Raw genomic sequence first — 21,494 nt, 5'->3', positions numbered from 1 at the left:
GCCGGCAGGCAGCAACGGGGGCAGGAGGATCCCCATGTCGAACCCCGCATCCATCGACGACGTCCAGAGCCTGCTGTCCGGGACCGGTTATGTCTGCGGCCGCGCCCTGGCCACCGTCGTCTTCCTGTCGCTGAAACTCGGCCGGCCCCTGTTCCTCGAAGGCGAGGCGGGCGTCGGCAAGACCGAGATCGCCAAGGCGCTCTCCAGGGCGCTCGGCCGCCGCCTGATCCGGCTGCAGTGCTACGAGGGGCTGGATGCCTCCAGCGCGGTCTACGAATGGAACTTCCCGGCGCAGATGATCGCGATCCGCACCGCCGAGGCAGGCGGCGGCGCCGACCGCAGCGCGCTGCAGAAGGAACTCTTCGGCCCCGACTACCTGGTCGAACGGCCGCTGCTCCAGGCCATGCGCCCGGACGGCAACGGCGCGCCGATCCTGCTGATCGACGAACTCGACCGCACGGACGAACCCTTCGAGGCCTTCCTGCTCGAAGCCCTGTCGGATTTCCAGGTCACCATCCCGGAACTCGGCACCATCACCGCGCCGGAACCGCCCATCGTCATCCTGACCTCGAACCGCACCCGCGAAGTGCATGACGCGCTCAAGCGCCGCTGCCTCTACCACTGGGTCGACTACCCCGATTTCACCCGCGAGCTGGAGATCCTGCACGCCCGCGCCCCCGAGGTCGCCGAAGCCCTCAGCCGCGAGATCGTGGCCTTCGTCCAGGCGCTGCGCACCGAGGACCTGTTCAAGAAACCCGGCGTCGCCGAAACCATCGACTGGGCGAAATGCCTGCTCGCCCTCGATGTCGTGGACCTCTCGCCCGAGGTCATCTCGGACACCCTCGGCGCGATCCTGAAATACCAGGACGACATCGCCAAGATCCAGGGCAGCGAGGCCGCCCGCCTCCTCAAGGAAGCCAAAGCCGCCGCCGAGGCCGCATGACCCGGCTCCCGGCCGCCCGGTTTCTTCCGGCCCGAAATATCCCGGGGGTCCGGGGGCAGAGCCCCCGGTCGGCCATGTAATGGCCGAATACATCCCCCTCGAGATCCCCGACGAGCCCAAACTCGCGCGCAACATCCTGCACTTCGCCCGTGCCCTGCGCCGGGCCGGGCTGCCGGTGGGGCCGGGACGGGTGATCGACGCGATCCGCGCCGTCGAGGCGGCGGGCTTCACCGACCGGATGGATTTCTACTGGACGCTGCACGCCTGTTTCGTGAACCGCCCCGAACACCGCATCGTCTTTGCGCAGATCTTCCGCCTCTACTGGCGCGACCCGCGCTATCTCGAACACATGATGTCGATGATGCTGCCCGCGGTGCGCGGCGTGCAGGAGGAAAAGCCGGCCCTCAGCGCCGAAAAACGCGCGGCCCAGGCGCTGCTCGGCGACAGCATGCCGGAACTGCCCGAGACGGAGGAGAGCGAGGAGGCGACCCGGATCGAGGTCGACGCCTCCTTCACCCTCTCGCACGAGGAAAAGCTGAAGTCGCTCGATTTCGAACAGATGTCGCTGGCCGAGATCGCCGAGGCCAAGCGCATGATCGCCCGGCTCTCCCTGCCGGTCCGGCCCATCCCGTCGCGGCGCGGGATTGCCGCGCACACCGGACGGCGCATCGACTGGCGGCGCACCCTGCGGGCCTCGATGCGGCAAGGCGGGGAAATCCGCGACATCGCGCTGCTGAAACCGCGCCCGCGCTGGCCCAACCTCGTGGTGCTCTGCGACATCTCCGGTTCGATGAGCCAGTATTCCCGCATGGTGCTGCACTTCCTTCATGCGGTGGCCAATGAAAAGGGCGCGGGCTGGGCAAAGGTGCATGCCTTCACCTTCGGCACGCGGCTCACCAACATCACCCGCCACCTGGCCAACCGCGACGTCGATGCCGCCCTGCGCGCCGCCGGCGCCGAGGCGCAGGACTGGGAAGGCGGCACCCGCATCGGCCAAAGCCTGCACGCCTTCAACCGCGACTGGTCGCGCCGGGTGATGGGGCAGGGTGCGGTGGTGCTGCTGATCACGGACGGGCTCGACCGGGACGACGCCGGCGCGCTCGGCACCGAGATGCAGCGCCTGCACCTCTCCGCCCGCCGGCTGATCTGGCTCAATCCGCTGCTGCGCTGGGACGGTTTCGCACCGAAGGCGCAGGGGATACGGGCGATGCTGCCCCATGTGGACAGCTTCCGGGCCAGCCATTCCATCCGCTCGCTCGAGGATCTGGCCGAGGCGATTTCCCGCCCCGACGACTGCGGCGAAAAGCTGCGCCTCATGCGGATGATGGAACCCTGACACAAATCCGTCCGGCGGTTCCTTGCCGCCCGGGTGAACCCGAACGGGGGGATCGGCGTTGTCCGGTGAACCCCGAACACGGGGCCCGAGGAGGAAAGGATACCCAATGCGTACAGGCATCTTCAAATCGACCACCAGTCTCGTGCTTGCGGCCAGCCTCGTGCTGCCCGGGCTTGCGAGCGCCCAGAATTACGGCTTCAACACCGACGGTCTGAAGCCCGGCGAGATCCGCCAGCAGCTCAACAAGCTGAAGAAACTCTGCGAAGCGCGCGGCGGCAACGCGCCCCTGCCGGGCGTGGATTGTGCCGTGATCGCCACTGCCGAGGTCCCGAACGGCAAGGCCAAGAAGGAAGAGGCAGCCGCCGCCGCCGACAAGGCGGCCGAGGCGCCCGCCGCGCCCGCGAACGACCCCGGCGCGCTGATCAAGCCCAAGAACCAGCAGGCCGCGAAGGACGAGGCGGCCACGCCCAAGCCCAAGCCCGCCCCCGCCGCGGACAAGGCGGCAGAGGCGCCGAAGCCGAAACCCAAGCCCGAGCCCGAGGCCGCAGCCGAGGCGCCCAGGGCCGAACCGGCCCCCGAAGCCGCCGAAGCGCCCAAGGCCGAACCCGCACCCAAGGCCGCCGATGCGACCGACCCCGGTCAGTTGATCAAGCCGAAGCCGCAGCAGCAGGCCGCGCAGGAGCCCGCCCCGAAGGCGGAGGAACCGGCACGGCAGGCGCAACCGACCCCCGAACCCAAGCCCAAGCCCAAGCCGAAGGCGCAGCAGCAGGCCGCCGAGGCCCCCGCGACCACGCCGAAGGCGCGCGACGATTCCGGCTCTCAGGCCGCCGCGCCGCAGGCAGCACCCGAACCCGCGCAGCAGAACGGCGTCGTCACCCCCGGCGACATCGCTCAGCGCCTGCGGGGTCAGGAACAGGGTGACCAGGCCGCAACGCCGCGTCCGGACTCGCAGGCTCAGGCCGATGCCGTGGCCCGCAATCGTGGCGAGCCCAGTGCCGCCGCCGCCGCCGCGAACAGCGACGATCCGGGCGAGGCCGAAGTGCAGGAAGAAGAGGTCACGGCAGACGACGTGCGCCGTTCGGATCAGGATTTCGGCACCCGCATCGGCGCCACCCCGCCCGCCCAGCAGCAGCAGGCGCGGGATGACGACGACGACGACAAGGGTCTGAGCAACTTCGAGAAAGCCGCCATCGTCGGTCTCGGCGCCGTTGCGCTGAGCCAGATCCTCGGCCGCAATGCGAATGTCGTGGAAAACACCGGCGACCGCGTGGTGATCGAGGAGGACGGCCAGTACCGCGTTCTGCGCAATGACGACGTGCTGCTTCGCCGTCCCGGTTCCGACGTCAAGACCTACCGCTACGACGACGGGTCGACCCGCAGCGTCGTGACCTATGACGACGGCAACGTGGTGGAGACGATCAAGGCCGCCGACGGGCGCGTGCTGCGCCGCACCCGGACGCTGCCGAACGGCGAAACCGTGGTCCTGTTCGACGACACCCAGCAGGTCGAGGACGTCGCCGTCAACGAATTGCCGCAGGTGACGAACGACCGTCAGCGCGTCAACTTCCAGCAGGTCGACGAATACGACCTTGCCGCCGCGCTTGCCGCCCAGCAGGTCGAGGGGGTCAACCGGACGTTCTCGCTGAACCAGATCCGCAACATCGACGCGGTGCGCCACCTCGTGCCCGAAGTCTCGGTGAGCGCGATCAACTTCGAAACCGGCTCCGCCGCCATTCGCCCGGAAGAGGCGCAGGCGCTTGCCGCGCTCGGCAATGCGATGACGCAGATCATCACCGAAAGCCCGGGTGAGGTCTTCCTGATCGAAGGTCACACCGACGCGGTCGGCAAGGAAAGCTACAATCTCGCCCTGTCCGACCGGCGTGCGGAATCCGTCGCGCTTGCCCTGACCGAGTATTTCAACGTGCCGCCCGAGAACATGGTGCTTCAGGGCTACGGAGAAGGCGATCTGGCCGTGCCGACGGAAAGCGCCGAACGGGCCAACCGCCGTGCCGCCGTGCGCCGCATCACGCCGCTGCTTCAGGGCAACAGCTGACCGTACCGGCCGGAATTGACACGACAAAAGGGGCGCCTTCGGGCGCCCCTTTCCATGCGTCTCGCGTGCCGGGGCGTCTCAGGCCCTGCGACGACGGCGCAGGCCCGCGATGCCGCCCAGACCGGCCAGCAGAAGCCAGCCCGCCGCCGGCAGCGGCACGGTCGAGGTCTCGCCGATGCCGCCCGAACCGCTGGTCGTGGTCGATTGCAGCCCGGTGATGAACAGCGCGCTGTCATAGCCGGAGTCCGAGGTATCCGCGACCGCGAAGGTGATGTTGTTGATCGCGTTGCCGCCATTGGCCAGCGCCGTGAAGGTGAAGACGTCCGTCAGACCGTCCCACTCGATGCTGAAGGCGTTGGCGGTGTTGTCGTTGAAGAAGTCGTTCGGATTGCCCGACTGGTTCGACACGAGGTCGCCGTTCGGGAAGAAGGCATAGTTCACCCCGTTGACGAAGATCGCCATGATATCGGTGACTGACTGGTCCGGGAATTCATCCGTCGCGAACAGGAACTGGCCCGTCACCGCGTTTGCCAGCGCATTGTCGAGGATGAAGTCGAAGCTGAGAACGTTGGTGTCGTTCTGCACGGTGCTCAGGGCGTTCGCCGCCGCCAGGTCGACCATCGGCTGATAGGCCGCCGTGCCGGTCGTGTTGCTGATGCTGGACGAGGTGTTGTCGGTCCCGAAGGCCGCCGACCCGGTGGTGAGGACGACGCCGTCGGACATGGTCAGCCCGTTCTGGTCGAACCCGGCATAGGTCCCCTGCTGCGTCGCGACGCCGCCCAGGGTCTCGGACCCGGACTGGATGGTGATGCCGCTCGACGCGCCGAGGGTGGCGGCCGCCAGGTTGGCGGCGACGTTGTCGGTCGTCACCGTCGCGGCAAAGGCCGACGACGAGACCAGTGCGGCCGCGATGGCCACACCGAAACTGGATGTCTTCATTGAGAGATGCTCTGTATCGTTGCTCGTGACGGGCATTCACGTTTTTTTGTTTGCCCGCGAGCGAAGTAGCACCGGCCCGACACTCCGTAAATGAATTTCGAATTGTCGAATGTACGTCGGGTAAATTTGACGGCGTCGCGTCCTGTCTCAGCCCGGAAAACGGGCGAAATACACGCAAAGGTTATGCAAGATCAAATGGCTGCATCCGTGTGGTGTGGCACCCGGCACGGCCCACCTCGCATCGCGGTTTTCGGCCATCATCGAAAAACCCGAAATCGCGGCGCCGCGCCCGACCGGGCGCGGCACTTCTCAGACCATCATTTCCTTCGTCGCGCTCAGCGTCACGTCCGGGTAGTCGCGCACGACGCGGTCGATGTCCCATTGCAGGCGCGTCAGGAAGACGATGTCGCCGTCGTTGTCATGGGCGATGTGCTGCTTGTTGGCGTTGACGAACTTGTCCACCGCCACCTTGCCGCCGGACACCCAGCGGGCCGAGGTGAACTGCGAGGGTTCGAACCGCACGGGCAGGGAATATTCCTGCTCGATCCGCGCCCCCAGCACCTCGAATTGCAGCGCGCCGACCACGCCCACGATGTAGCCCGAACCGATGTTCGGCTTGAAGACCTTCGCGGCGCCTTCCTCGGCAAACTGGAACAGCGCCTTTTCCAGGTGCTTCGCCTTCATCGGATCGCCCGCCCGCACGGTCTGGAGCAATTCCGGCGCAAAGGACGGAATGCCGGTCACCTTCAGCGTCTCGCCCTCGGTCAGCGTGTCGCCGATGCGCAGCTGTCCGTGGTTCGGAATGCCGATGATGTCGCCGGCCCAGGCCTCCTCCGCCAGCTCGCGGTCGGCGGCAAGGAACAGCACCGGGTTCGAGATCGCCATCGGCTTCTTCGAGCGGACATGCGTCAGCTTCATCCCCCGTTCGAAATGCCCCGAGGCGAGGCGGACGAATGCCACGCGGTCGCGGTGCTTGGGGTCCATGTTGGCCTGCACCTTGAAGACGAAGCCGGACACCTTCGGTTCCTCCGGCGAGATCTCGCGCGGCTCGGCACGGGTCGGCTGCGGCTCGGGGGCCAGCTTGCTGATGCCGTCCATCAACTCCTTCACCCCGAAGGAATTGATTGCGGAGCCGAACCAGATCGGCGTCATGTGCCCCTCGAGCACCGATTGCGGGTCGAGCGCGGGCAGCAGTTCGCGCGCCATCTCGATCTCGTCCCGCAGGGTCTGCAGCAGCGCGGCGGGAACGTGCTTTTCCAGCAGCGGATCGTCCAGCCCCTCGATGGCGATGCTCTCGGCCACCTTGTTGCGGTCGGCCCGGTCCATCAGCTCCAGCCGGTCGCGGATCAGGTCGTAGCAGCCGATGAAATCGCGCCCCATGCCGATCGGCCAGCTTACCGGCGTGACGTCGATCGCCAGGTTCTCCTGGATCTCGTCGATGATCTCGAACGTGTCGCGCGCCTCGCGGTCCATCTTGTTGCAGAAGGTCAGGATCGGCAGATCCCGCAGCCGGCAGACCTCGAACAGCTTGCGGGTCTGGCTCTCGACCCCCTTCGCGCCGTCGATCACCATCACCGCCGCATCCACCGCCGTCAGCGTGCGATAGGTGTCTTCCGAGAAATCCGAGTGTCCGGGCGTGTCCACCAGGTTGAACCGGAAGTCCCCGTAGTCGAAGGACATCGCCGAGGCCGAGACCGAAATCCCGCGCTCCTGCTCCATCTTCATGAAGTCCGAACGCGTGCGCCTAGCCTCGCCCTTGGCCCGCACCTGGCCGGCCATCTGGATGGCGCCCCCGTACAGAAGGAACTTCTCCGTCAGCGTGGTCTTGCCCGCATCGGGGTGCGAAATGATCGCAAAGGTACGGCGCCGGGCGATTTCCGGCGGAAGGGGCGGGCGGTTTGTGGCGGTGTCCAGCATGGCGCGCATATAGCCGCGCCGCTGCCCCCCTGCAATGGCCTCGCGGAACCCCGGCCGCGCCCGCGTCGTTTCCCCGCGAAAGGAGAGCGCCATGCCGACCCCGAGCCTCAAGGACGAAGACCTCTACGAAACCCTGCGCGACAAGGGCATGTCGAAGGAAAAGGCCGCCCGCATCTCGAATGCCGCCGCCAATCCCGACATGCATCCCTCCGAGAAGGGCGGCAAGGCAACCGCCTACGAGGAGCGCGCGAAACAGGCGCTCTACAAGCGCGCGCAGGAGATCGGCATCGAGGGCCGCTCGACCATGACCAAGGCGCAGCTCATCGACGCCCTGCGCCATCACTAGCGCCCCGGATTTCTTCTGGCCCGAAATATCCCGGGGGGACAGGGGGCAGCGCCCCCGACGCGCGCCGAAGGCGCGCCACGGCGACGCCGTCAGGCGGCGCTATCCCTCAACTGGTCGAGGATCTGCGCAGCACCTCCGCCGCGTCCGGGCGGTGCAACAGGGCCTCCTGCACCTCCAGCGCGCCATGATCGCTGCGCCGGTGCAGGGGCAGAAGATGCGCCAGCGCGCTGTCGACCTCGCCCGGCAGGGCGGCCCGGGTCCGGGTGTCCACCAGCAGCGATTCCGCCGCGATTCCCTCGGCATAGATGATCTGATGTGCGTCGAGAAGCATCTGGTAGTAATCCACGAAGCCGCCGCTCACCCGTACGACCGAGTTCCCGTTGACCAGGTGGCGCGCCCGCACCAGCAACTCCGCGCGCCCCGCGCCCAGGTGATCGCGGCGCTGGTAGATGAACAGCCGGTGATCCGGGCTGACCAGCAGATCGCGGGCGTTGTTGAGGGTCCCCGCCCGGATGAGGATCGGCGCAAAGGCCCCGACCGCGCGCACCGTGTGATGGCCGATCCAGCGCACCTCGCGCGCCCCGTCGTCGCGCGTCAAGACCCGGTCGCCGATGCGCAGCCGCTCCACGGGTTGCTGCGCGCCCGAGGCCATGGTGATCAAGGTGCCACGGGTGAAGGACACGCAGGCCACCCGCGCGAATTTCTGCAGCGCCACCTCGCGGTTGATGCCCACCAGCGCAAGATCCTGCCCGGCCGCCAGCAGGCCGAGCGGCAGGAACATCACCCGCGCGGCGTCGCCCCGTGCATCGGTCTCGACCAGCACGAGCCCCTCGGTCGTGCGCCCGTCGCCGGACATGAAGGTAAGGCAGCAATCCAGATGCAGATCCGCGCCCGGCGTGCCGATCCCGGTGCCGGGGATAATGGTGAAAGGCAGGCGGCTCGACGGGGCAAGGCCCAGCCGCTGCGGGGCGGCCGCGGGGGACAGCCGGTAGATGTCGTCGAGCAGCAGTTCGTCCGCAAATCCCAGCGCATCCCCGAGATTGGCGCCGCCCACCACCCGCAACTGCTCTGCCGGGTAGACGCTGACGCTGTGCGCCGGGCGCGCGCTGTCGAACTCGGTCATGGTCGGCCTGTCCCCGCTTGAGGCCGCAACCGGCCCCGGCCGGGGCCGCGCCCGGCTCGCAATGCAGGCATTGTATGCCAGGTGATTGTGGCATCAAATAGCCTTGCGACCGGCACCATGCCGCAAGAACGGGAAGGAAGACGCAATGGATCTGGGAATATCGGGCAAGAGGGCGCTGGTCTGCGCCTCGTCCAAGGGGTTGGGACGCGGCTGCGCCGAGGCGCTGGCCGAAGCGGGCTGCGCGCTGGTGATGAATGCGCGCGGCTCCGAGGCGCTCGAATCCGCCGCGGCCGACATCCGCGCCGCCCACGGGGTCGAGGTGGTCACGGTCGCCGCCGATATCGTCGATCCCGACGGCCGCGCCCGCGTGCTCGAAGCCGCGGGGCAGGTCGACATCCTCGTCACCAACGCCGGCGGCCCGCCGCCGGGGATCTGGTCAGACTGGGACCGGCAGGATTTCCTCGACGCGCTCGACGGCTCGATGCTGACGCCGATCGCGCTGATGCAGGCGCTGATGCCGGCGATGATCTCGCGCGGGTGGGGGCGGGTGGTCAACATCACCTCGCGCTCGGTCAAGTCGCCGCTGCTCAACCTCGGGTTGTCCAATTCGGCGCGCGCCGGTCTGACCGGCTTTGTCGCGGGCACCTCGCGGCAGGTGGCCGACAAGGGCGTCATCATCAACAACCTGCTGCCGGGCGTGCACGACACCGACCGCATCGGCCAGCTCGACCGCGTCACCTCGGAGCGGGAGGGGATCTCCATGGAAGAGGCGCGCCGCCGGGGCGAGGCGCGCATTCCCGCCGGGCGTTACGGGCGTGCCGACGAGTTCGGCAAGATGTGCGCCTTCCTGTGCTCGGCCCATGCGGGCTATATCGTCGGCCAGAACATCGTGCTCGACGGCGGCGAAACCTTCGCGACGATCTGATGGCGCGGGGTCCGGACGGGCAGGGCGGCGGCGCGGGATTTTCCCTTGCCGACCAGCTCTTCAACCGCGCTTCGCTCAGCGATCTTGCGGCTGACTTCGCCGTGCTGCCCGGCTTCGACGCAGGGCGGTTCGTCGATGAGACCGTACCCCGGCTGGACGGGCTCGGCGTGCATGCCCGGCTCGAGGTTATGGCCGACGGCCTCGCCGCGCAGCTTCCTTCGGCATTTCCCGAAATGGCGAATTCGCTCGAGGCCGCGCTGCCGCCGCCGCTCGACCCGGCGCTGCGGGACGACGATTTCGGGCGTTTCATCCATGCGGTGCACGGCGTTCTCGCCGCGCGCCACGGGCTCGACCATCCCGAGCGGGCGCTGGACCTGATCCACGCCGCCACGCAGCGGTTTTCGATGGAATACGCGATCCGCCCCTTCCTCGACCGCTGGCCCGAGGAGGTGCTGGCGCGCATGGCGCTCTGGGCCGACGATCCCAACTACCACGTCCGGCGGCTGGTCAGCGAAGGCACCCGCCCGCGTCTGCCCTGGGGGGCGGGGATCACGCTTGACCCCTTGCGGGCGCTGCCGCTGCTCGACCGGCTGCACGCCGACCCGACCCGCTTTGTCACGCGCTCGGTGGCCAACCATCTCAACGACCTGTCGCGGCTTCATCCCGAGGCGCTGCTCGACCGTCTCGACCGGTGGCGGGCGGCGGGCGCGCAGACCCCGGCAGAGTTCGACTGGATGGCGCGCCATGCGCTGAGGACGGCGGTGAAACGGGGCGAGCCCGGAGCGCTCGGCTTTCTCGGCTATCGTGCCGACCTTCCGGTGCGCGCCGAGCTCGGCCTTGCCTCGGACCGGCTGCGGGTGGGGGAGGAACTGTCGTTCACCGTCACGCTGGAAGCCGAAAGCGCGGGGGCCGCGCTGGTGGATTACCGGCTCCGCTTTCATCGCCCGCGCGGGAGCGCCGAAAAGGTGTTCAAGCTCGGCGCGGGCGACCTGACCCCGGGAGTGCCCCTGCACCTCGGGAAACGCCACCGGCTCAAGGGCAATGCGACCACCTTCACCCTGCATCCGGGGCCGCATGCCGTCATCGTCCAGGTCAACGGGCGCGACGTCGCCGAGGCGGGGTTCGAGCTGCTTCCGGCCTAGGCGCGGCGGCGCGCCTCAGCCCGGCACCGAGGTCCAGCGCGCCTCGAGCTTTTCCAGCGCCGCGACCCGTTCGTGGGTCATCGGGTGCGACAGCAGCCAGGCAGGGGCGCCCCCCGCGCCGCCGCTGAGCTTTTCAAGCTTGCGGAACAGCGATTTCTGCGGCCCGATTCCGATCCCCGCCTTGTGTAGCAGGGCGGCGGCATAGGCGTCGGCCTCGTATTCGTCCGAACGCGACAGCCGCGCCGCCAGCAGCGAGGCCACGAGGTTGGCGAGCAGGGTCCCGAGGCCCGGCAGCAACCGTCCGAGCACCATGTTGAGCGCGACCCGCACGGCGTTCTGTCCGGAAAAGTCGATCATCCGGCGCCGCGAATGCCCCAGCGCCACGTGCCCCAGTTCATGCGCGATGACCGAGGCCAGCTCCTCGGCCGTGACCTCGCCCGCGCGGTAGCGGTCGTGGAATCCCCGCGTGATGAAGATCCGCCCGTCCGGCGCGGCCAGCCCGTTCACCTGCGGAATCTCGTAGATGTGCACCTGGATGCGCGGCAGATCCAGCGACTCGGCCATGCGCCGGGTCAGGTCGTGCAGGCGCTTGTCGGCCAGCACGGTCGAGCGGGCGTCAAGCTCCCGCGCCATGCGCCAGGCCGAGAACCGGTACATCACCACCGCATAAAGCATGGCCAGAAGGATGGGTGTCAGCTTGAACATTTGCAAAATATGGTCAACGCATGGACATACGCCAAGGGGAATTGGTTTTAATTCCATTTATTGACTAGACTTGACCATCATGATCCGGGCGCCGCGCCATGCATGAACTGCAACTTTCCTGCTATATCTGCCAGCACGTGCGGCGTGCTCTGGTTTCGGCGCGGCTGATCGTCAATCTCGGCAGCGGCCACTGGGCGGCGGCCTGTTCGACGCAATGCCTCGATCAGAGCGATTCCGACGATCTGTTCACCATCCGGCTCGCCTACCTGTCGCATCTGCGCGGATTGCCGCTGCCGCTGCAGAGCCTGCCGGTGGGAAGCGCGCTCCGGCGCAACGAAATCGGCTGGTCGCTGTCCTATTTCGACATGGAATTCCGCCCCAGCGAGGATGAGACCCACGCCGTTCCGCCCGATCACCCGGTGCGGGGCTACGATGCGAGGGAGATCGTGCAGGCCTTCCGGTCCGGACCGCACCGCTTTGCCACGGCGACGCTGCAGGGCGGCGCGCTGTGCATTCCGATCTGGACGCGGGACGGGGCGGAGAGCGCCTTTCGCGACACGCTGACCGGGCCGGAAACCCTGGTCAGCGTCACGCTGGGCGAGGTGATGGACACCGCCGCCGACAACGGGATCGCGCTGGTCGCGGTCGACTACCTTTCGTCTCCCGGCGGCGCGATGACCCTGATGGTCCGGCGAGGTTACTCGCCGGACGGCTCTTCCTCGACCTCGTCGCCCTGATCGGCGATCCACGCGACCGAGACCACGATCTCGCCCTCGCGGGTGTTGAAGACCTTCACCCCGCCGGCGCTGCGCGAGCGGAACGAGATTCCGTCGACCGGCACGCGGATCGACTGGCCCGTCGAGGTGGCAAGCATGATCTGGTCGTCCATCTCGACCGGGAAGGAGGCGACGATCTCGCCACCGCGCATGGATTTCTCCCATGCGGTGACGCCGAGACCGCCCCGGCCCCGCACCGGATAATCGTGCGAGGAGCTGAGCTTGCCCAACCCGCGCGCGGTGATGGTGAGGATCAGGTTCTCGGCCGCCGACATCTCGGCATAACGCTCCGGCGGCAGCGGGCTGTTGGCATTGCCCTCTTCCTCCTCGGGGGCATCCGTCGCCTCGGTATCGTCGGCAAGGCCCGCCATGGCGCGGCGCATCTTGAGATAGGAGGCACGTTCGTCCGCTTCGGCGTCGAAATGCCGGATGATCGACATCGACACGACCTCGTCGCCGTTGGTCAGCTTGACGCCGCGCACGCCGGTGGAGCTGCGCGAGTTGAACACCCGCACCTCCGGCACCGGGAAGCGGATGGCGCGGCCGGAATTGGTGACCAGCATCACGTCGTCATCCTCGGAGCAGATGCGCGCGTTGATGAGCCGGGTCTCGGCATCCTCGCCCTCGAACTTCATCGCGATCTTGCCGTTGCGCATGACGTTGGTGAAATCCGAAAGCCGGTTGCGGCGCACGGAGCCCTTGGAGGTCGCAAAGACGATCTGCAGGTCGTCCCAATCCTCCTCGTCCCGGTCCACCGGCATGATGGCCGCGATCGAGACCCCCGCCGGGATCGGCAGGATGTTGACGATCGCCTTGCCCTTGGAGGTGCGCCCGCCCTGCGGCAGACGCCAGCACTTCAGCTTGTAGACCATGCCGTCGGTGGTGAAGAACAGCAGCTGCGTATGGGTGTTGGCGACGAATAGCTGGGTGACGACATCGTCATCCTTGGTCGCCATGCCCGACAGCCCCTTGCCGCCGCGCCGCTGCGAGCGGAACTCGGTCAGCGGGGTGCGCTTGATCCAGCCGGACTGGGTGACGGTCACCACCATGTCCTCGCGCTCGATCAGGTCCTCGTCCTCGAGATCCCCGGCCCAGTCGACGATCTCGGTACGGCGGGGCACGGCGAACTGGTCGCGCACGGCGATCAGCTCGTTGCTGATGATCTCCATGATCCGCTCGCGCGAGCCGAGAATGTCGAGGTATTCCTTGATCTTCTTCGCCAGTTCCTCGAGCTCGTCGGTGACTTCCTTCACGCCGATCTGGGTCAGGCGCTGAAGCCGCAGGTCGAGGATCGCGCGGGCCTGCAGTTCGGACAGGTTGTAGGTGCCGTCCTCGTTGATCGTGTGGGTCGGATCGTCGATCAGCCGGATGTAGGCCGCGATCTCGTGCGCCGGCCAGCGCCGCGCCATCAGCGCCTCGCGCGCCTCGGAGGCATCGGCCGAGCGGCGGATCGTGGCGACGACCTCGTCCACGTTCGACACCGCCACGGCGAGGCCGCAGAGGATATGGCTGCGCTCGCGCGCCTTGCGCAGAAGGTGGGCGGTGCGCCGCGCGATCACCTCCTCGCGGAAGTCGAGGAAGGCGGTCAGGAAGGTGCGCAGGGTCAGCTGCTCGGGCTTGCCGCCGTTCAGCGCCAGCATGTTGCAGCCGAAGCTGACCTGCATCGGCGTGAAGCGGAAGAGCTGGTTCAGCACCACCTCGGCGGTCGCGTCGCGCTTGAGCTCGACCACGACGCGGACGCCGTTGCGGTCGGATTCGTCCTGGACGTGGGCGATGCCCTCGATCTTCTTGTCGCGCACGCATTCGGCGATGCGCTCGATCATCGTGGCCTTGTTCACCTGGTAGGGGATCTCGTCCACGACGATGGCGTAGCGATCCTTGCGCAGCTCCTCGATCCGCGTCTTGGCGCGGATGATGACGCTGCCGCGCCCCTCGAGGTAGGCCTTGCGCGCCCCGGAGCGCCCGAGGATGATGCCGCCGGTGGGGAAATCCGGGGCCGGGATGTACTCGATCAGCTGTTCCGAGGTGAGATCCGGCTCGGCGATGAGCGCCAGCGTGGCATCGGCCACCTCGCCGAGGTTGTGCGGCGGAATGCGTGTGGCCATGCCGACCGCGATGCCCTCGGCCCCGTTCACCAGGACGTTGGGATAGCGCGCCGGCAGCACCGTGGGTTCGAGCCGTTCGTTGGCGTAGTTGGGGACGAAATCGACGGTTTCCTTGTCGATATCCTCCAGCAGCGCCTCGGCCGTGCGCTCCAGCCGGGATTCGGTGTAGCGGTAGGCGGCGGGCGGATCGCCGTCCATGGAGCCGAAATTGCCCTGACCGTCGATCAGCGGCAGCGACATGGAGAAATCCTGCGCCATGCGGACCAGCGCATCGTAGACGGCCGAGTCGCCATGGGGGTGATAGCGCCCCATGACGTCGCCGACGGCGGTCGCGCACTTGCGATAGGATTTGGACTTGGTCTGACCGTTCTCCCAGAGCGTATAAAGGATGCGTCGGTGCACGGGTTTCAGGCCGTCCCGCAGGTCGGGGATGGCCCGGCTCACGATCACGCTCATCGCGTAATCGAGATAGCTCGACTTCATCTCGTCGATGATCGAAATCGCCGGACCGCTGTGCACCGCACGTTCCGGTCTGGGCGTTTCGTCTTCGTTTTCAGGGGGTTCCGGCGTGTCGTTCACGTGTATCGCCTGTCCGTCTTTGTGCTATATTTTGTTATCGCGGACTATATCAGAGACAGGATGTAGGGCGCAAGGATGCGTGGCACGGAATCCTGTCAGCCAGGGGCATCGGTGGCTAACACGCTGTTTTCATTGAAAATGAACGACTCACCCGGCAGGCTGTTTGACAGGATGACTTACAGGGGTCAACGATGCAGGAAAGTGAAACCGAACTGATGCTCAAGGGCTACGGCCTGACGACCGCGGAAATCTTCTACCGCATGCCGGATTTCCGGTCCGTCCTGAACACCTTCGTGTGGCAGGACTACGACCTGGCCCCGGATCACCCGCGCTTGTTCAAGTTCATCGAATTCTGGCAGGACTCGATCGAGGGTCCGCTGCATTCGATCCGCTTCACCCACCGCAAGATGCTCGGCGCGGGGGAATGGCGCCAGGTGGTGGGGGAATTCCGCTACCACTGAGCCTGCCCGGGGCGCTGCCCCGTCGCGCCTTCGCGCGACTCCCCGGGATATTTTGCGCCAGAAGAAACCGGGACCGATCCCCCGGCATCTTCTGGCCGGAATTATCCCGGGGGAAAGCAAGCCCCGGCTTGCGAGGGGGCGGAGCCCCCGCCGTGTTCAGGGAATGATGCGCGTGTACTTGGTGCCCTCGAGCGTGGCGCCGAGGCGCAGGCCCGACTGGCCGAAGATCACCGCGATCACCGGCGCCATGGAGGTCGTGGTTTCCGCCGCCAGCGTCTCGCCCTTTTCCGGGGTGGCGTATTCGATGTTCGCGGCCGCCGCCCAGCCCGGCGAGCGCCGGAAATCGAGCATCGCCTCTTCGGTCATGAAGAACAGCACATGCGCATATTGCTGTGCGCCGATCTGCAGGCCGCCCGAGCCGCGCACCATGGAGTAGTAATCCACCGTCGCGCCGCCCACGCGGAGCGCGCCGCGCCCGTAGGCGCCGCCGAGCCCGAGCCCGGCCTCGGTCACAAGCGGCATGACCAGCAGGCCCGCCGCCTTCTGCGACAGGCTCACCGTGCCGGGAAATTGCGAATACATCTGGCTGAGCGTCGTGTCGACGCGCGCGTCGATCGTTGCGCTGCCGGTGCTGCCGATGCCGTTGCCGCAAGCAGCCAGAAGGCCCGTGGCCCCCAATCCAAGGGTGAGCCCGCGTCGGGAAATCATCATTGCTCGTGTCCTGTCTCGTGTGCCTGTGAACGTCTCTTGTGCTCCGGCCGTACCGCCGGTTGAGCCGGAGTATACGCGCGGGGACCCGTCCTGTCACCATATCGCGCCCCGATGCGCGGCAACCCGCTAGGAATTGAGCAGCCGCGCGGCCTTCGGCGCGAAATAGCTCAGCACGCCGTCGCATCCGGCGCGTTTGAAGCCGGTGAGGCTTTCGATCATCACGCGGTCGTGGTCGAGCCAGCCGCGTTCCGCCGCGCCGGCGAGCATCGCGTATTCGCCCGAGACCTGGTAGGCGAAGGTCGGCGCGCCGAACATGTCCTTGGCGCGGCGGCAGATGTCGAGATAGGGCATGCCCGGTTTCACCATCACCATGTCGGCGCCCTCCGAGAGATCGCGCTCGATCAGGCGCATCGCCTCGTCGGAATTGCCGGGCTGCATCTGGTAGGTGGTCTTGTCGCCCTTGAGCGCGCCGGAGGCCCCGACCGCATCGCGGAACGGCCCGTAGAAGGCGCTGGCGAATTTCGCGGCGTAGCTCAGCAGCAGGGTGTTGCGGAAGCCTTCGCGCTCCAGTTCGGAGCGGATCGCGCCGATGCGTCCGTCCATCATGTCCGACGGGCCGATGATGTCGGCGCCGGCACGGGCCTGGCTCAGCGCCTGTTTGACCAGTGCCTCGACGGTTTCGTCGTTGACGATCTCGCCGCCGACCACGAAGCCGTCATGCCCGGTGCTGCTGTAGGGATCGAGCGCCACGTCGGTCATCACCGCGATGTCCGGCACCGCGTCCTTGATCGCGCGCGTCGCGCGGTTCGACAGGTTCTCGGGGTTCCAGGCCTCGGCGCAGTCTTCGGTCTTCAAGGCGGGGTCGGTGTAGGGAAAGAGGCAGATCGCGGGAATGCCGAGCGCGCTTGCCTCGTGCGCCGCCTCGACCACCTTGTCGACCGACAGCCGGTTCACGCCGGGCATCGAGGCCACCGGTTCGCAGACGCCGTCACCGTCCCGCACGAAGACGGGCCAGATGAAATCCGACGGCGACAGCGTCGATTGCGCCACGAGCGACCGGATGGCGGGGGATTTCCGCAGCCGGCGGAGGCGTGTGGCGGGAAAAGCGGCAACCACGGGTTTCATCGGGCAACTCCCTTGTAAAGGCCGGTCTTGGGTGGCATGGAAAGGCGGCTGTCACAAGGCCCCATTCCGAGGGCCGATGCCATAGGAAGATACAGGCCCTTGGACTGGTACCGCATCGTTCTAGAGACCATCGACATGCGTTCCTTCTCGAACCTCTGGTTCTGGATCGCCCTGGCCGTCACCTGGTCTTCCACGAGCCACTGGGTGCTCGGCGTTCCCTTCGACATGGTGGCCCGCGCGCGCCGTCTCGGCGGGCAGGCGCACGAGGATCTCGAGGACATGACCCGCATCAACGTGAACCGCATCCTGTTCATCGCCCACGAGGCGGGGCTCTGGCTGGTGGGCATCGGCTGCGCGGTGATGACGGGGCTGGTGCTGCTGGGCTTCCTCTACCGGGTCGAGCTGGCGCAGGCGCTGTTCCTGCTGGGCTTCCCGATGATGATGGTCGGCGTGATGAGCGTTTTCACCGCCTCCAGCATCCAGCGCAACGCGCTGAGCGGGCCGGATCTGTGGAAGAAGCTCACCCGGCACCGCCTCTATACGCAGATGATCGGCATGCTGGCGATCTTCGTCACCGCGCTCTGGGGAATGTACCAGAACATGTCGATCGCCGTCCTCGGCGGTTGACGCGGCCGCCGCGTCACGCCATTTGCGCTGTCATGTCCCGAAACACCATCATCATGGGCGGCGCGCCCGAAGGGTTCGACGCGCGCCTCGTGCTGGCCGAGGTCGAAAAGACCTCCGGCCCCGTCATCCACATCTCGCGCGATGACAAGCGCATGGCCGCGATGCGCGAGGCGCTGGCGTTCTTCGCGCCGGACATGCCCGTGGTGGCCTTTCCCGGCTGGGATTGCCTGCCCTATGACCGGGTGTCGCCGAATCCCGATATTTCCTCCGCGCGCATGGCCACGCTGGCCGGGCTGGTTCATGCCATGCCCGCGCGCTTCGTGCTGCTGACCACGCTTTCCGCCGCGACCCAGCGACTGCCCGCGCGCGAGGTGCTGCGCGAGGCGGCCTTCACCGCGCGGGTCGGCCACCGGGTCGACGAAAGCGCGCTGCGGCATTTCCTGGTGCGCATGGGTTTCAGCCAGGCGCCCACCGTGACCGAGCCCGGCGATTACGCCGTGCGCGGCGGCATCATCGACATCTTTCCGCCGGGCGAGGGGGGGCCGGTGCGGCTCGACCTGTTCGGCGACGTGCTGGACGGGGCGCGCCGCTTCGATCCGGTGACCCAGCGCACCACCGAAAAGCTGGAGGTGGTGGAGCTGGCCCCGGTTTCCGAAGTGATCCTGGACGAGGCCGCGATCACCCGCTTCCGCCAGAACTACCGGGTGGAGTTCGGCGCCGGCGGCTCGGACGATCCGCTCTACGAGGCGGTCAGCGCCGGGCGCAAGCAGCAGGGGATAGAGCATTGGCTGCCCTTCTTCCACGACCGGCTTGAGACGCTCTTCGACTATCTGCCCGACACGCCGGTGCTGATGGACGACCAGTCGACCCCGGCGCGCCTCGCGCGGTGGGACAGCATCAAGGACCAGTACGACACGCGCCGTCATGCCATGGCGCAGAAGAAGCGTGTGGATTCGGTCTACAAGCCGGTGCCGCCGGGCGAGCTCTACCTTGACGACGCCGCCTGGGAAGCCGCGATCGGCGCCCGCCGGGTGGTGCAGTTCCACCCGCTGCCGCAGGCCTCCGGCCCCGGCGTGGTGGATGCGGGCGGCCGCATCGGGCGCAATTTCGCACCCGAACGCCAGCAGGAATCCCTGAGCCTTTTCGGGGCCCTGGCGGATCACGTCACGGCACGGATGCAGGCCGGTCCGGTGCTCATCGCCTCCTGGTCCGAGGGCGCGCGCGAACGTCTCACCGGCCTGATCGAGGACGAGGGACTGGCCGAGGCCATCCCGGTGATGAACGGCACCCGCATCGGCAAGCGCGGGCTGCATCTTGCGGTCTGGGCGCTGGAGCAGGGCTTCGAGGCGCCGCTGCCCGACGGCAGCCGGTTGACGGTGATCTCGGAACAGGACGTGCTGGGCGACCGGCTGATCCGCGCGCCGAAGAAGCGCCGCAAGGCCGAGAACTTCCTGACCGAGGCGCAATCGCTCTCGCCGGGCGACCTCGTCGTGCACGTGGACCACGGCATCGGCCGCTACCAGGGGCTCGAGGTGATCACGGCCGCGGGCGCGGCACACGAATGCCTGCTGCTGGAATATGCCGAAGCGGCAAGGCTCTACCTGCCGGTCGAGAACATCGAACTGCTGTCGCGCTACGGGCACGAGGAGGGTCTGCTCGACAAGCTCGGCGGCGGCGCCTGGCAGGCCAAGAAGGCCCGTCTCAAGGAGCGCATCCGCGAGATTGCCGACAAGCTGATCCGCGTCGCGGCGGAACGCGCGCTGCGCAAGGCGCCGGTGATCGACCCGCCGCCGGGGGCCTGGGAAAGCTTCTGCGCGCGCTTTCCCTACAATGAAACCGACGACCAGCTCGGGGCCATCGAGGATGTGCTGGCCGACATGACCAGCGGCCAGCCGATGGACCGGCTGATCTGCGGCGACGTGGGCTTCGGCAAAACCGAAGTGGCGATGCGCGCGGCTTTCGTCGCGGCGATGTCGGGGGTGCAGGTCGCGGTGATCGCGCCGACCACGCTGCTTGCCCGCCAGCATTACAAGAGCTTTGCCGAACGGTTCCGCGGCTTTCCGATCAATGTCGCGCCGCTGTCGCGCTTCGTCTCGGCGGGGGATGCCGCCCGGACCCGCGAGGGTATCTCGCGCGGGACGGTCGACATTGCCGTCGGCACCCATGCGCTGCTTGCCAAGGGCATCCGGTTCAACAATCTCGGCCTGCTCGTCATCGACGAGGAGCAGCATTTCGGCGTCAACCACAAGGAACGGCTGAAGCAGCTGCGCACCGACATCCATGTGCTGACGCTGACCGCGACGCCGATCCCGCGCACGCTGCAGCTGTCGCTGTCGGGGGTGCGGGACCTGTCGATCATCGGCACGCCGCCGGTCGACCGCCTGGCCATCCGCACCTATGTCAGCGAATTCGACGGCATCACCATCCGCGAGGCGCTCCTGCGCGAGCATTATCGCGGCGGGCAGTCCTTCTACGTGGTGCCGCGCATTTCGGACCTTCCCGAAATAGAGGAATTCCTGCGCGAACAGGTGCCCGAGGTGTCCTTCGTGGTGGCGCACGGGCAGATGGCGGCGGGCGAGCTCGACGAGCGGATGAATGCCTTCTACGACGGCAAGTACGACGTGCTGCTGGCGACGACCATCGTGGAAAGCGGGCTCGACATTCCCACGGCGAACACCATGGTCGTGCACCGCGCCGACATGTTCGGCCTGTCGCAACTCTACCAGATCCGCGGACGGGTGGGGCGCTCCAAGACCCGGGCCTATGCCTACCTGACCACCAAGCCCCGCGCGAAACTGACCGATACCGCCGAAAAGCGCCTGCGGGTGCTCGGATCGCTCGATACGCTCGGGGCGGGGTTCACGCTGGCGTCGCAGGATCTCGACATTCGCGGGGCGGGAAACCTCCTCGGCGAGGAACAGTCCGGACAGATGCGCGACGTGGGCTACGAGTTGTACCAGCAGATGCTGGAGGAGGCGATCTCCAAGATCCGCTCCGGCGAGTTGGAAGGGCTGACCGACGACGACGGCCAGTGGGCGCCGCAGATCAATCTCGGCGTGCCGGTGATGATCCCCGAGGATTACGTGCCCGACCTCGACGTGCGCCTCGGCCTCTACCGCCGCCTTTCCGAACTCACCACCAAGGTCGAGCTCGAAGGCTTCGCCGCCGAACTCATCGACCGCTTCGGAAAGCTCCCGCGCGAGGTCAACACGCTGATGCTGGTGGTGCGGATCAAGGCGATGTGCAAGCACGCGGGCATCGCCAAGCTGGACGCCGGCCCGAAGGGCGCGACCGTCCAGTTCCACAACGACAAATTCGCCCGCCCCGAGGGCCTGGTCGCTTTCATCAACGAACAGAATGGCTTGGCCAAGGTCAAGGACAACAGGATCGTGATCCGGCGGGACTGGAAGACCGATGCCGACAAGATCAAGGGTGCCTTCGCCATCGCCCGCGACCTGGCGGAAAAGTCCGGAGCGATCAAGCCGCGCAAGGAAAAGGCCTGAGGCGGGAAGAGTCGGGGCTTCGCCCCCTGCGCCTTCGGCGCATTCCCCCTTTGCGTATTTGAAACAAGAAGAAGGACGGGGCGTGCCCTTGCCGGTCTTCCGCTTCTTCGGCGCGGCGAAACGACAGTCCGGCACATGCCGTGCCGGACTGTCGGGACGGGTGGGTCAGGTTCCGGCG

At 67.3% G+C, this 21,494-nt stretch carries 17 protein-coding genes; 10 read left to right on the top strand and 7 right to left on the bottom strand.

Translation table 11 applies throughout. From position 1 onward, the window contains the following. Window positions 1-34 precede the first annotated feature (34 nt). The 3 genes from ACN0RJ_RS09975 to ACN0RJ_RS09965 all read left to right on the top strand — a co-directional run bounded on the left by ACN0RJ_RS09975 (window position 35) and on the right by ACN0RJ_RS09965 (window position 4,332). Window positions 35-943, top strand: a complete 909-nt coding sequence (locus ACN0RJ_RS09975) for an AAA family ATPase (protein WP_417719078.1) — start codon at window positions 35-37, stop codon at window positions 941-943. A 79-nt stretch (window positions 944-1,022) separates the two neighbouring features. Continuing rightward, window positions 1,023-2,279 carry a vWA domain-containing protein gene (locus tag ACN0RJ_RS09970; RefSeq protein ID WP_417724161.1) on the top strand — a complete coding sequence of 419 codons (1,257 nt, stop codon included), beginning with the start codon at window positions 1,023-1,025 and terminating at the stop codon, window positions 2,277-2,279. Window positions 2,280-2,385: 106 nt separating this feature from the next. After that, on the top strand, window positions 2,386-4,332 hold the full coding sequence (locus tag ACN0RJ_RS09965; protein ID WP_417724160.1) for an OmpA family protein: 1,947 nt from the start codon (window positions 2,386-2,388) through the stop codon (window positions 4,330-4,332). Between the two features lie 78 nt (window positions 4,333-4,410). Here the strand turns inward: ACN0RJ_RS09965 and ACN0RJ_RS09960 are convergent, their stop codons facing one another. Further along, a complete protein-coding gene (locus ACN0RJ_RS09960; RefSeq protein WP_417724159.1) occupies window positions 4,411-5,271 on the bottom strand; it encodes a choice-of-anchor L domain-containing protein in 861 nt (286 codons plus the stop codon). Between the two features lie 309 nt (window positions 5,272-5,580). Beyond that, window positions 5,581-7,188, bottom strand: coding sequence for a peptide chain release factor 3 (locus tag ACN0RJ_RS09955; RefSeq protein ID WP_417724158.1), 1,608 nt, complete (start codon window positions 7,186-7,188; stop codon window positions 5,581-5,583). A gap of 91 nt (window positions 7,189-7,279) precedes the next feature. Here ACN0RJ_RS09955 and ACN0RJ_RS09950 point away from each other — a divergent pair, with 91 nt between their 5' ends. Continuing rightward, on the top strand, window positions 7,280-7,534 hold the full coding sequence (locus tag ACN0RJ_RS09950; RefSeq protein ID WP_417724157.1) for a Rho termination factor: 255 nt from the start codon (window positions 7,280-7,282) through the stop codon (window positions 7,532-7,534). Between the two features lie 106 nt (window positions 7,535-7,640). Here ACN0RJ_RS09950 and ACN0RJ_RS09945 read toward each other — a convergent pair whose 3' ends face one another. Further along, complete coding sequence (locus ACN0RJ_RS09945) at window positions 7,641-8,657, bottom strand: Hint domain-containing protein (RefSeq protein ID WP_417724156.1); 1,017 nt, start codon at window positions 8,655-8,657, stop codon at window positions 7,641-7,643. Between the two features lie 145 nt (window positions 8,658-8,802). Here ACN0RJ_RS09945 and ACN0RJ_RS09940 point away from each other — a divergent pair, with 145 nt between their 5' ends. Together ACN0RJ_RS09940 and ACN0RJ_RS09935 are read left to right on the top strand one after the other, a co-directional pair. Further along, on the top strand, window positions 8,803-9,582 hold the full coding sequence (locus ACN0RJ_RS09940; protein ID WP_417724155.1) for an SDR family oxidoreductase: 780 nt from the start codon (window positions 8,803-8,805) through the stop codon (window positions 9,580-9,582). Next, the gene (locus tag ACN0RJ_RS09935) at window positions 9,582-10,724 is read left to right on the top strand and encodes a hypothetical protein (protein ID WP_417724154.1); all 1,143 of its coding nucleotides are present in this window, start codon (window positions 9,582-9,584) and stop codon (window positions 10,722-10,724) included. Before ACN0RJ_RS09940 ends, ACN0RJ_RS09935 begins: the two co-directional genes overlap by 1 nt. Before the next feature lie 15 nt (window positions 10,725-10,739). Here the strand turns inward: ACN0RJ_RS09935 and ACN0RJ_RS09930 are convergent, their stop codons facing one another. Further along, a complete protein-coding gene (locus tag ACN0RJ_RS09930) occupies window positions 10,740-11,429 on the bottom strand; it encodes a M48 family metalloprotease (protein ID WP_417724153.1) in 690 nt (229 codons plus the stop codon). A gap of 98 nt (window positions 11,430-11,527) precedes the next feature. Between ACN0RJ_RS09930 and ACN0RJ_RS09925 the strand changes: the two genes are divergently transcribed. After that, the gene (locus tag ACN0RJ_RS09925) at window positions 11,528-12,166 is read left to right on the top strand and encodes a hypothetical protein (protein WP_417719087.1); all 639 of its coding nucleotides are present in this window, start codon (window positions 11,528-11,530) and stop codon (window positions 12,164-12,166) included. On the opposite strand, the gene gyrA is transcribed toward ACN0RJ_RS09925, so the two are convergent. Continuing rightward, window positions 12,127-14,889, bottom strand: coding sequence for a DNA gyrase subunit A (gene gyrA, locus ACN0RJ_RS09920; RefSeq protein ID WP_417724152.1), 2,763 nt, complete (start codon window positions 14,887-14,889; stop codon window positions 12,127-12,129). The genes ACN0RJ_RS09925 and gyrA overlap by 40 nt on opposite strands. Window positions 14,890-15,080: 191 nt before the next feature. Here gyrA and ACN0RJ_RS09915 point away from each other — a divergent pair, with 191 nt between their 5' ends. Continuing rightward, window positions 15,081-15,350: an usg protein gene (locus ACN0RJ_RS09915; protein ID WP_417724151.1), complete on the top strand. Its 270-nt coding sequence runs from the start codon at window positions 15,081-15,083 to the stop codon at window positions 15,348-15,350. 156 nt (window positions 15,351-15,506) lie between these two features. Here ACN0RJ_RS09915 and ACN0RJ_RS09910 read toward each other — a convergent pair whose 3' ends face one another. Both ACN0RJ_RS09910 and hemB read right to left on the bottom strand, forming a co-directional pair. Beyond that, window positions 15,507-16,061 carry a YSC84-related protein gene (locus tag ACN0RJ_RS09910; protein ID WP_417719090.1) on the bottom strand — a complete coding sequence of 185 codons (555 nt, stop codon included), beginning with the start codon at window positions 16,059-16,061 and terminating at the stop codon, window positions 15,507-15,509. Window positions 16,062-16,187: 126 nt separating this feature from the next. Continuing rightward, complete coding sequence (gene hemB, locus ACN0RJ_RS09905) at window positions 16,188-17,186, bottom strand: porphobilinogen synthase (protein WP_417724150.1); 999 nt, start codon at window positions 17,184-17,186, stop codon at window positions 16,188-16,190. Window positions 17,187-17,285: 99 nt separating this feature from the next. Here hemB and ACN0RJ_RS09900 point away from each other — a divergent pair, with 99 nt between their 5' ends. Both ACN0RJ_RS09900 and mfd read left to right on the top strand, forming a co-directional pair. Further along, window positions 17,286-17,813, top strand: coding sequence for a component of SufBCD complex (locus ACN0RJ_RS09900; protein ID WP_417724149.1), 528 nt, complete (start codon window positions 17,286-17,288; stop codon window positions 17,811-17,813). Window positions 17,814-17,845: 32 nt separating this feature from the next. Continuing rightward, window positions 17,846-21,316, top strand: coding sequence for a transcription-repair coupling factor (mfd, locus tag ACN0RJ_RS09895; RefSeq protein WP_417724148.1), 3,471 nt, complete (start codon window positions 17,846-17,848; stop codon window positions 21,314-21,316). Window positions 21,317-21,494: the final 178 nt, after the last annotated feature.

Source organism: Salipiger sp. (genome assembly GCF_048261495.1).
GTDB lineage: Bacteria > Pseudomonadota > Alphaproteobacteria > Rhodobacterales > Rhodobacteraceae > Salipiger.
Note: the sequence above shows the minus strand (reverse complement) of the source record. Positions and strands in the feature narration are given on the sequence as shown.

What these genes read in the sequence shown, in the direction of transcription:
- ACN0RJ_RS09935 (WP_417724154.1), top strand. Translation starts at nt 9,582, where the DNA reads ATGGCGCGGGGTCCGGACGGGCAGGGCGGCGGCGCGGGATTTTCCCTT.
- ACN0RJ_RS09925 (WP_417719087.1), top strand. Translation starts at nt 11,528, where the DNA reads ATGCATGAACTGCAACTTTCCTGCTATATCTGCCAGCACGTGCGGCGT.
- ACN0RJ_RS09975 (WP_417719078.1), top strand. Translation starts at nt 35, where the DNA reads ATGTCGAACCCCGCATCCATCGACGACGTCCAGAGCCTGCTGTCCGGG.
- ACN0RJ_RS09960 (WP_417724159.1), bottom strand. Translation starts at nt 5,271, where the DNA reads ATGAAGACATCCAGTTTCGGTGTGGCCATCGCGGCCGCACTGGTCTCG.
- ACN0RJ_RS09945 (WP_417724156.1), bottom strand. Translation starts at nt 8,657, where the DNA reads ATGACCGAGTTCGACAGCGCGCGCCCGGCGCACAGCGTCAGCGTCTAC.
- ACN0RJ_RS09965 (WP_417724160.1), top strand. Translation starts at nt 2,386, where the DNA reads ATGCGTACAGGCATCTTCAAATCGACCACCAGTCTCGTGCTTGCGGCC.
- ACN0RJ_RS09970 (WP_417724161.1), top strand. Translation starts at nt 1,023, where the DNA reads ATGGCCGAATACATCCCCCTCGAGATCCCCGACGAGCCCAAACTCGCG.
- ACN0RJ_RS09955 (WP_417724158.1), bottom strand. Translation starts at nt 7,188, where the DNA reads ATGCTGGACACCGCCACAAACCGCCCGCCCCTTCCGCCGGAAATCGCC.
- ACN0RJ_RS09950 (WP_417724157.1), top strand. Translation starts at nt 7,280, where the DNA reads ATGCCGACCCCGAGCCTCAAGGACGAAGACCTCTACGAAACCCTGCGC.
- ACN0RJ_RS09910 (WP_417719090.1), bottom strand. Translation starts at nt 16,061, where the DNA reads ATGATGATTTCCCGACGCGGGCTCACCCTTGGATTGGGGGCCACGGGC.
- ACN0RJ_RS09930 (WP_417724153.1), bottom strand. Translation starts at nt 11,429, where the DNA reads ATGTTCAAGCTGACACCCATCCTTCTGGCCATGCTTTATGCGGTGGTG.
- hemB (WP_417724150.1), bottom strand. Translation starts at nt 17,186, where the DNA reads ATGAAACCCGTGGTTGCCGCTTTTCCCGCCACACGCCTCCGCCGGCTG.
- ACN0RJ_RS09915 (WP_417724151.1), top strand. Translation starts at nt 15,081, where the DNA reads ATGCAGGAAAGTGAAACCGAACTGATGCTCAAGGGCTACGGCCTGACG.
- mfd (WP_417724148.1), top strand. Translation starts at nt 17,846, where the DNA reads ATGTCCCGAAACACCATCATCATGGGCGGCGCGCCCGAAGGGTTCGAC.
- ACN0RJ_RS09940 (WP_417724155.1), top strand. Translation starts at nt 8,803, where the DNA reads ATGGATCTGGGAATATCGGGCAAGAGGGCGCTGGTCTGCGCCTCGTCC.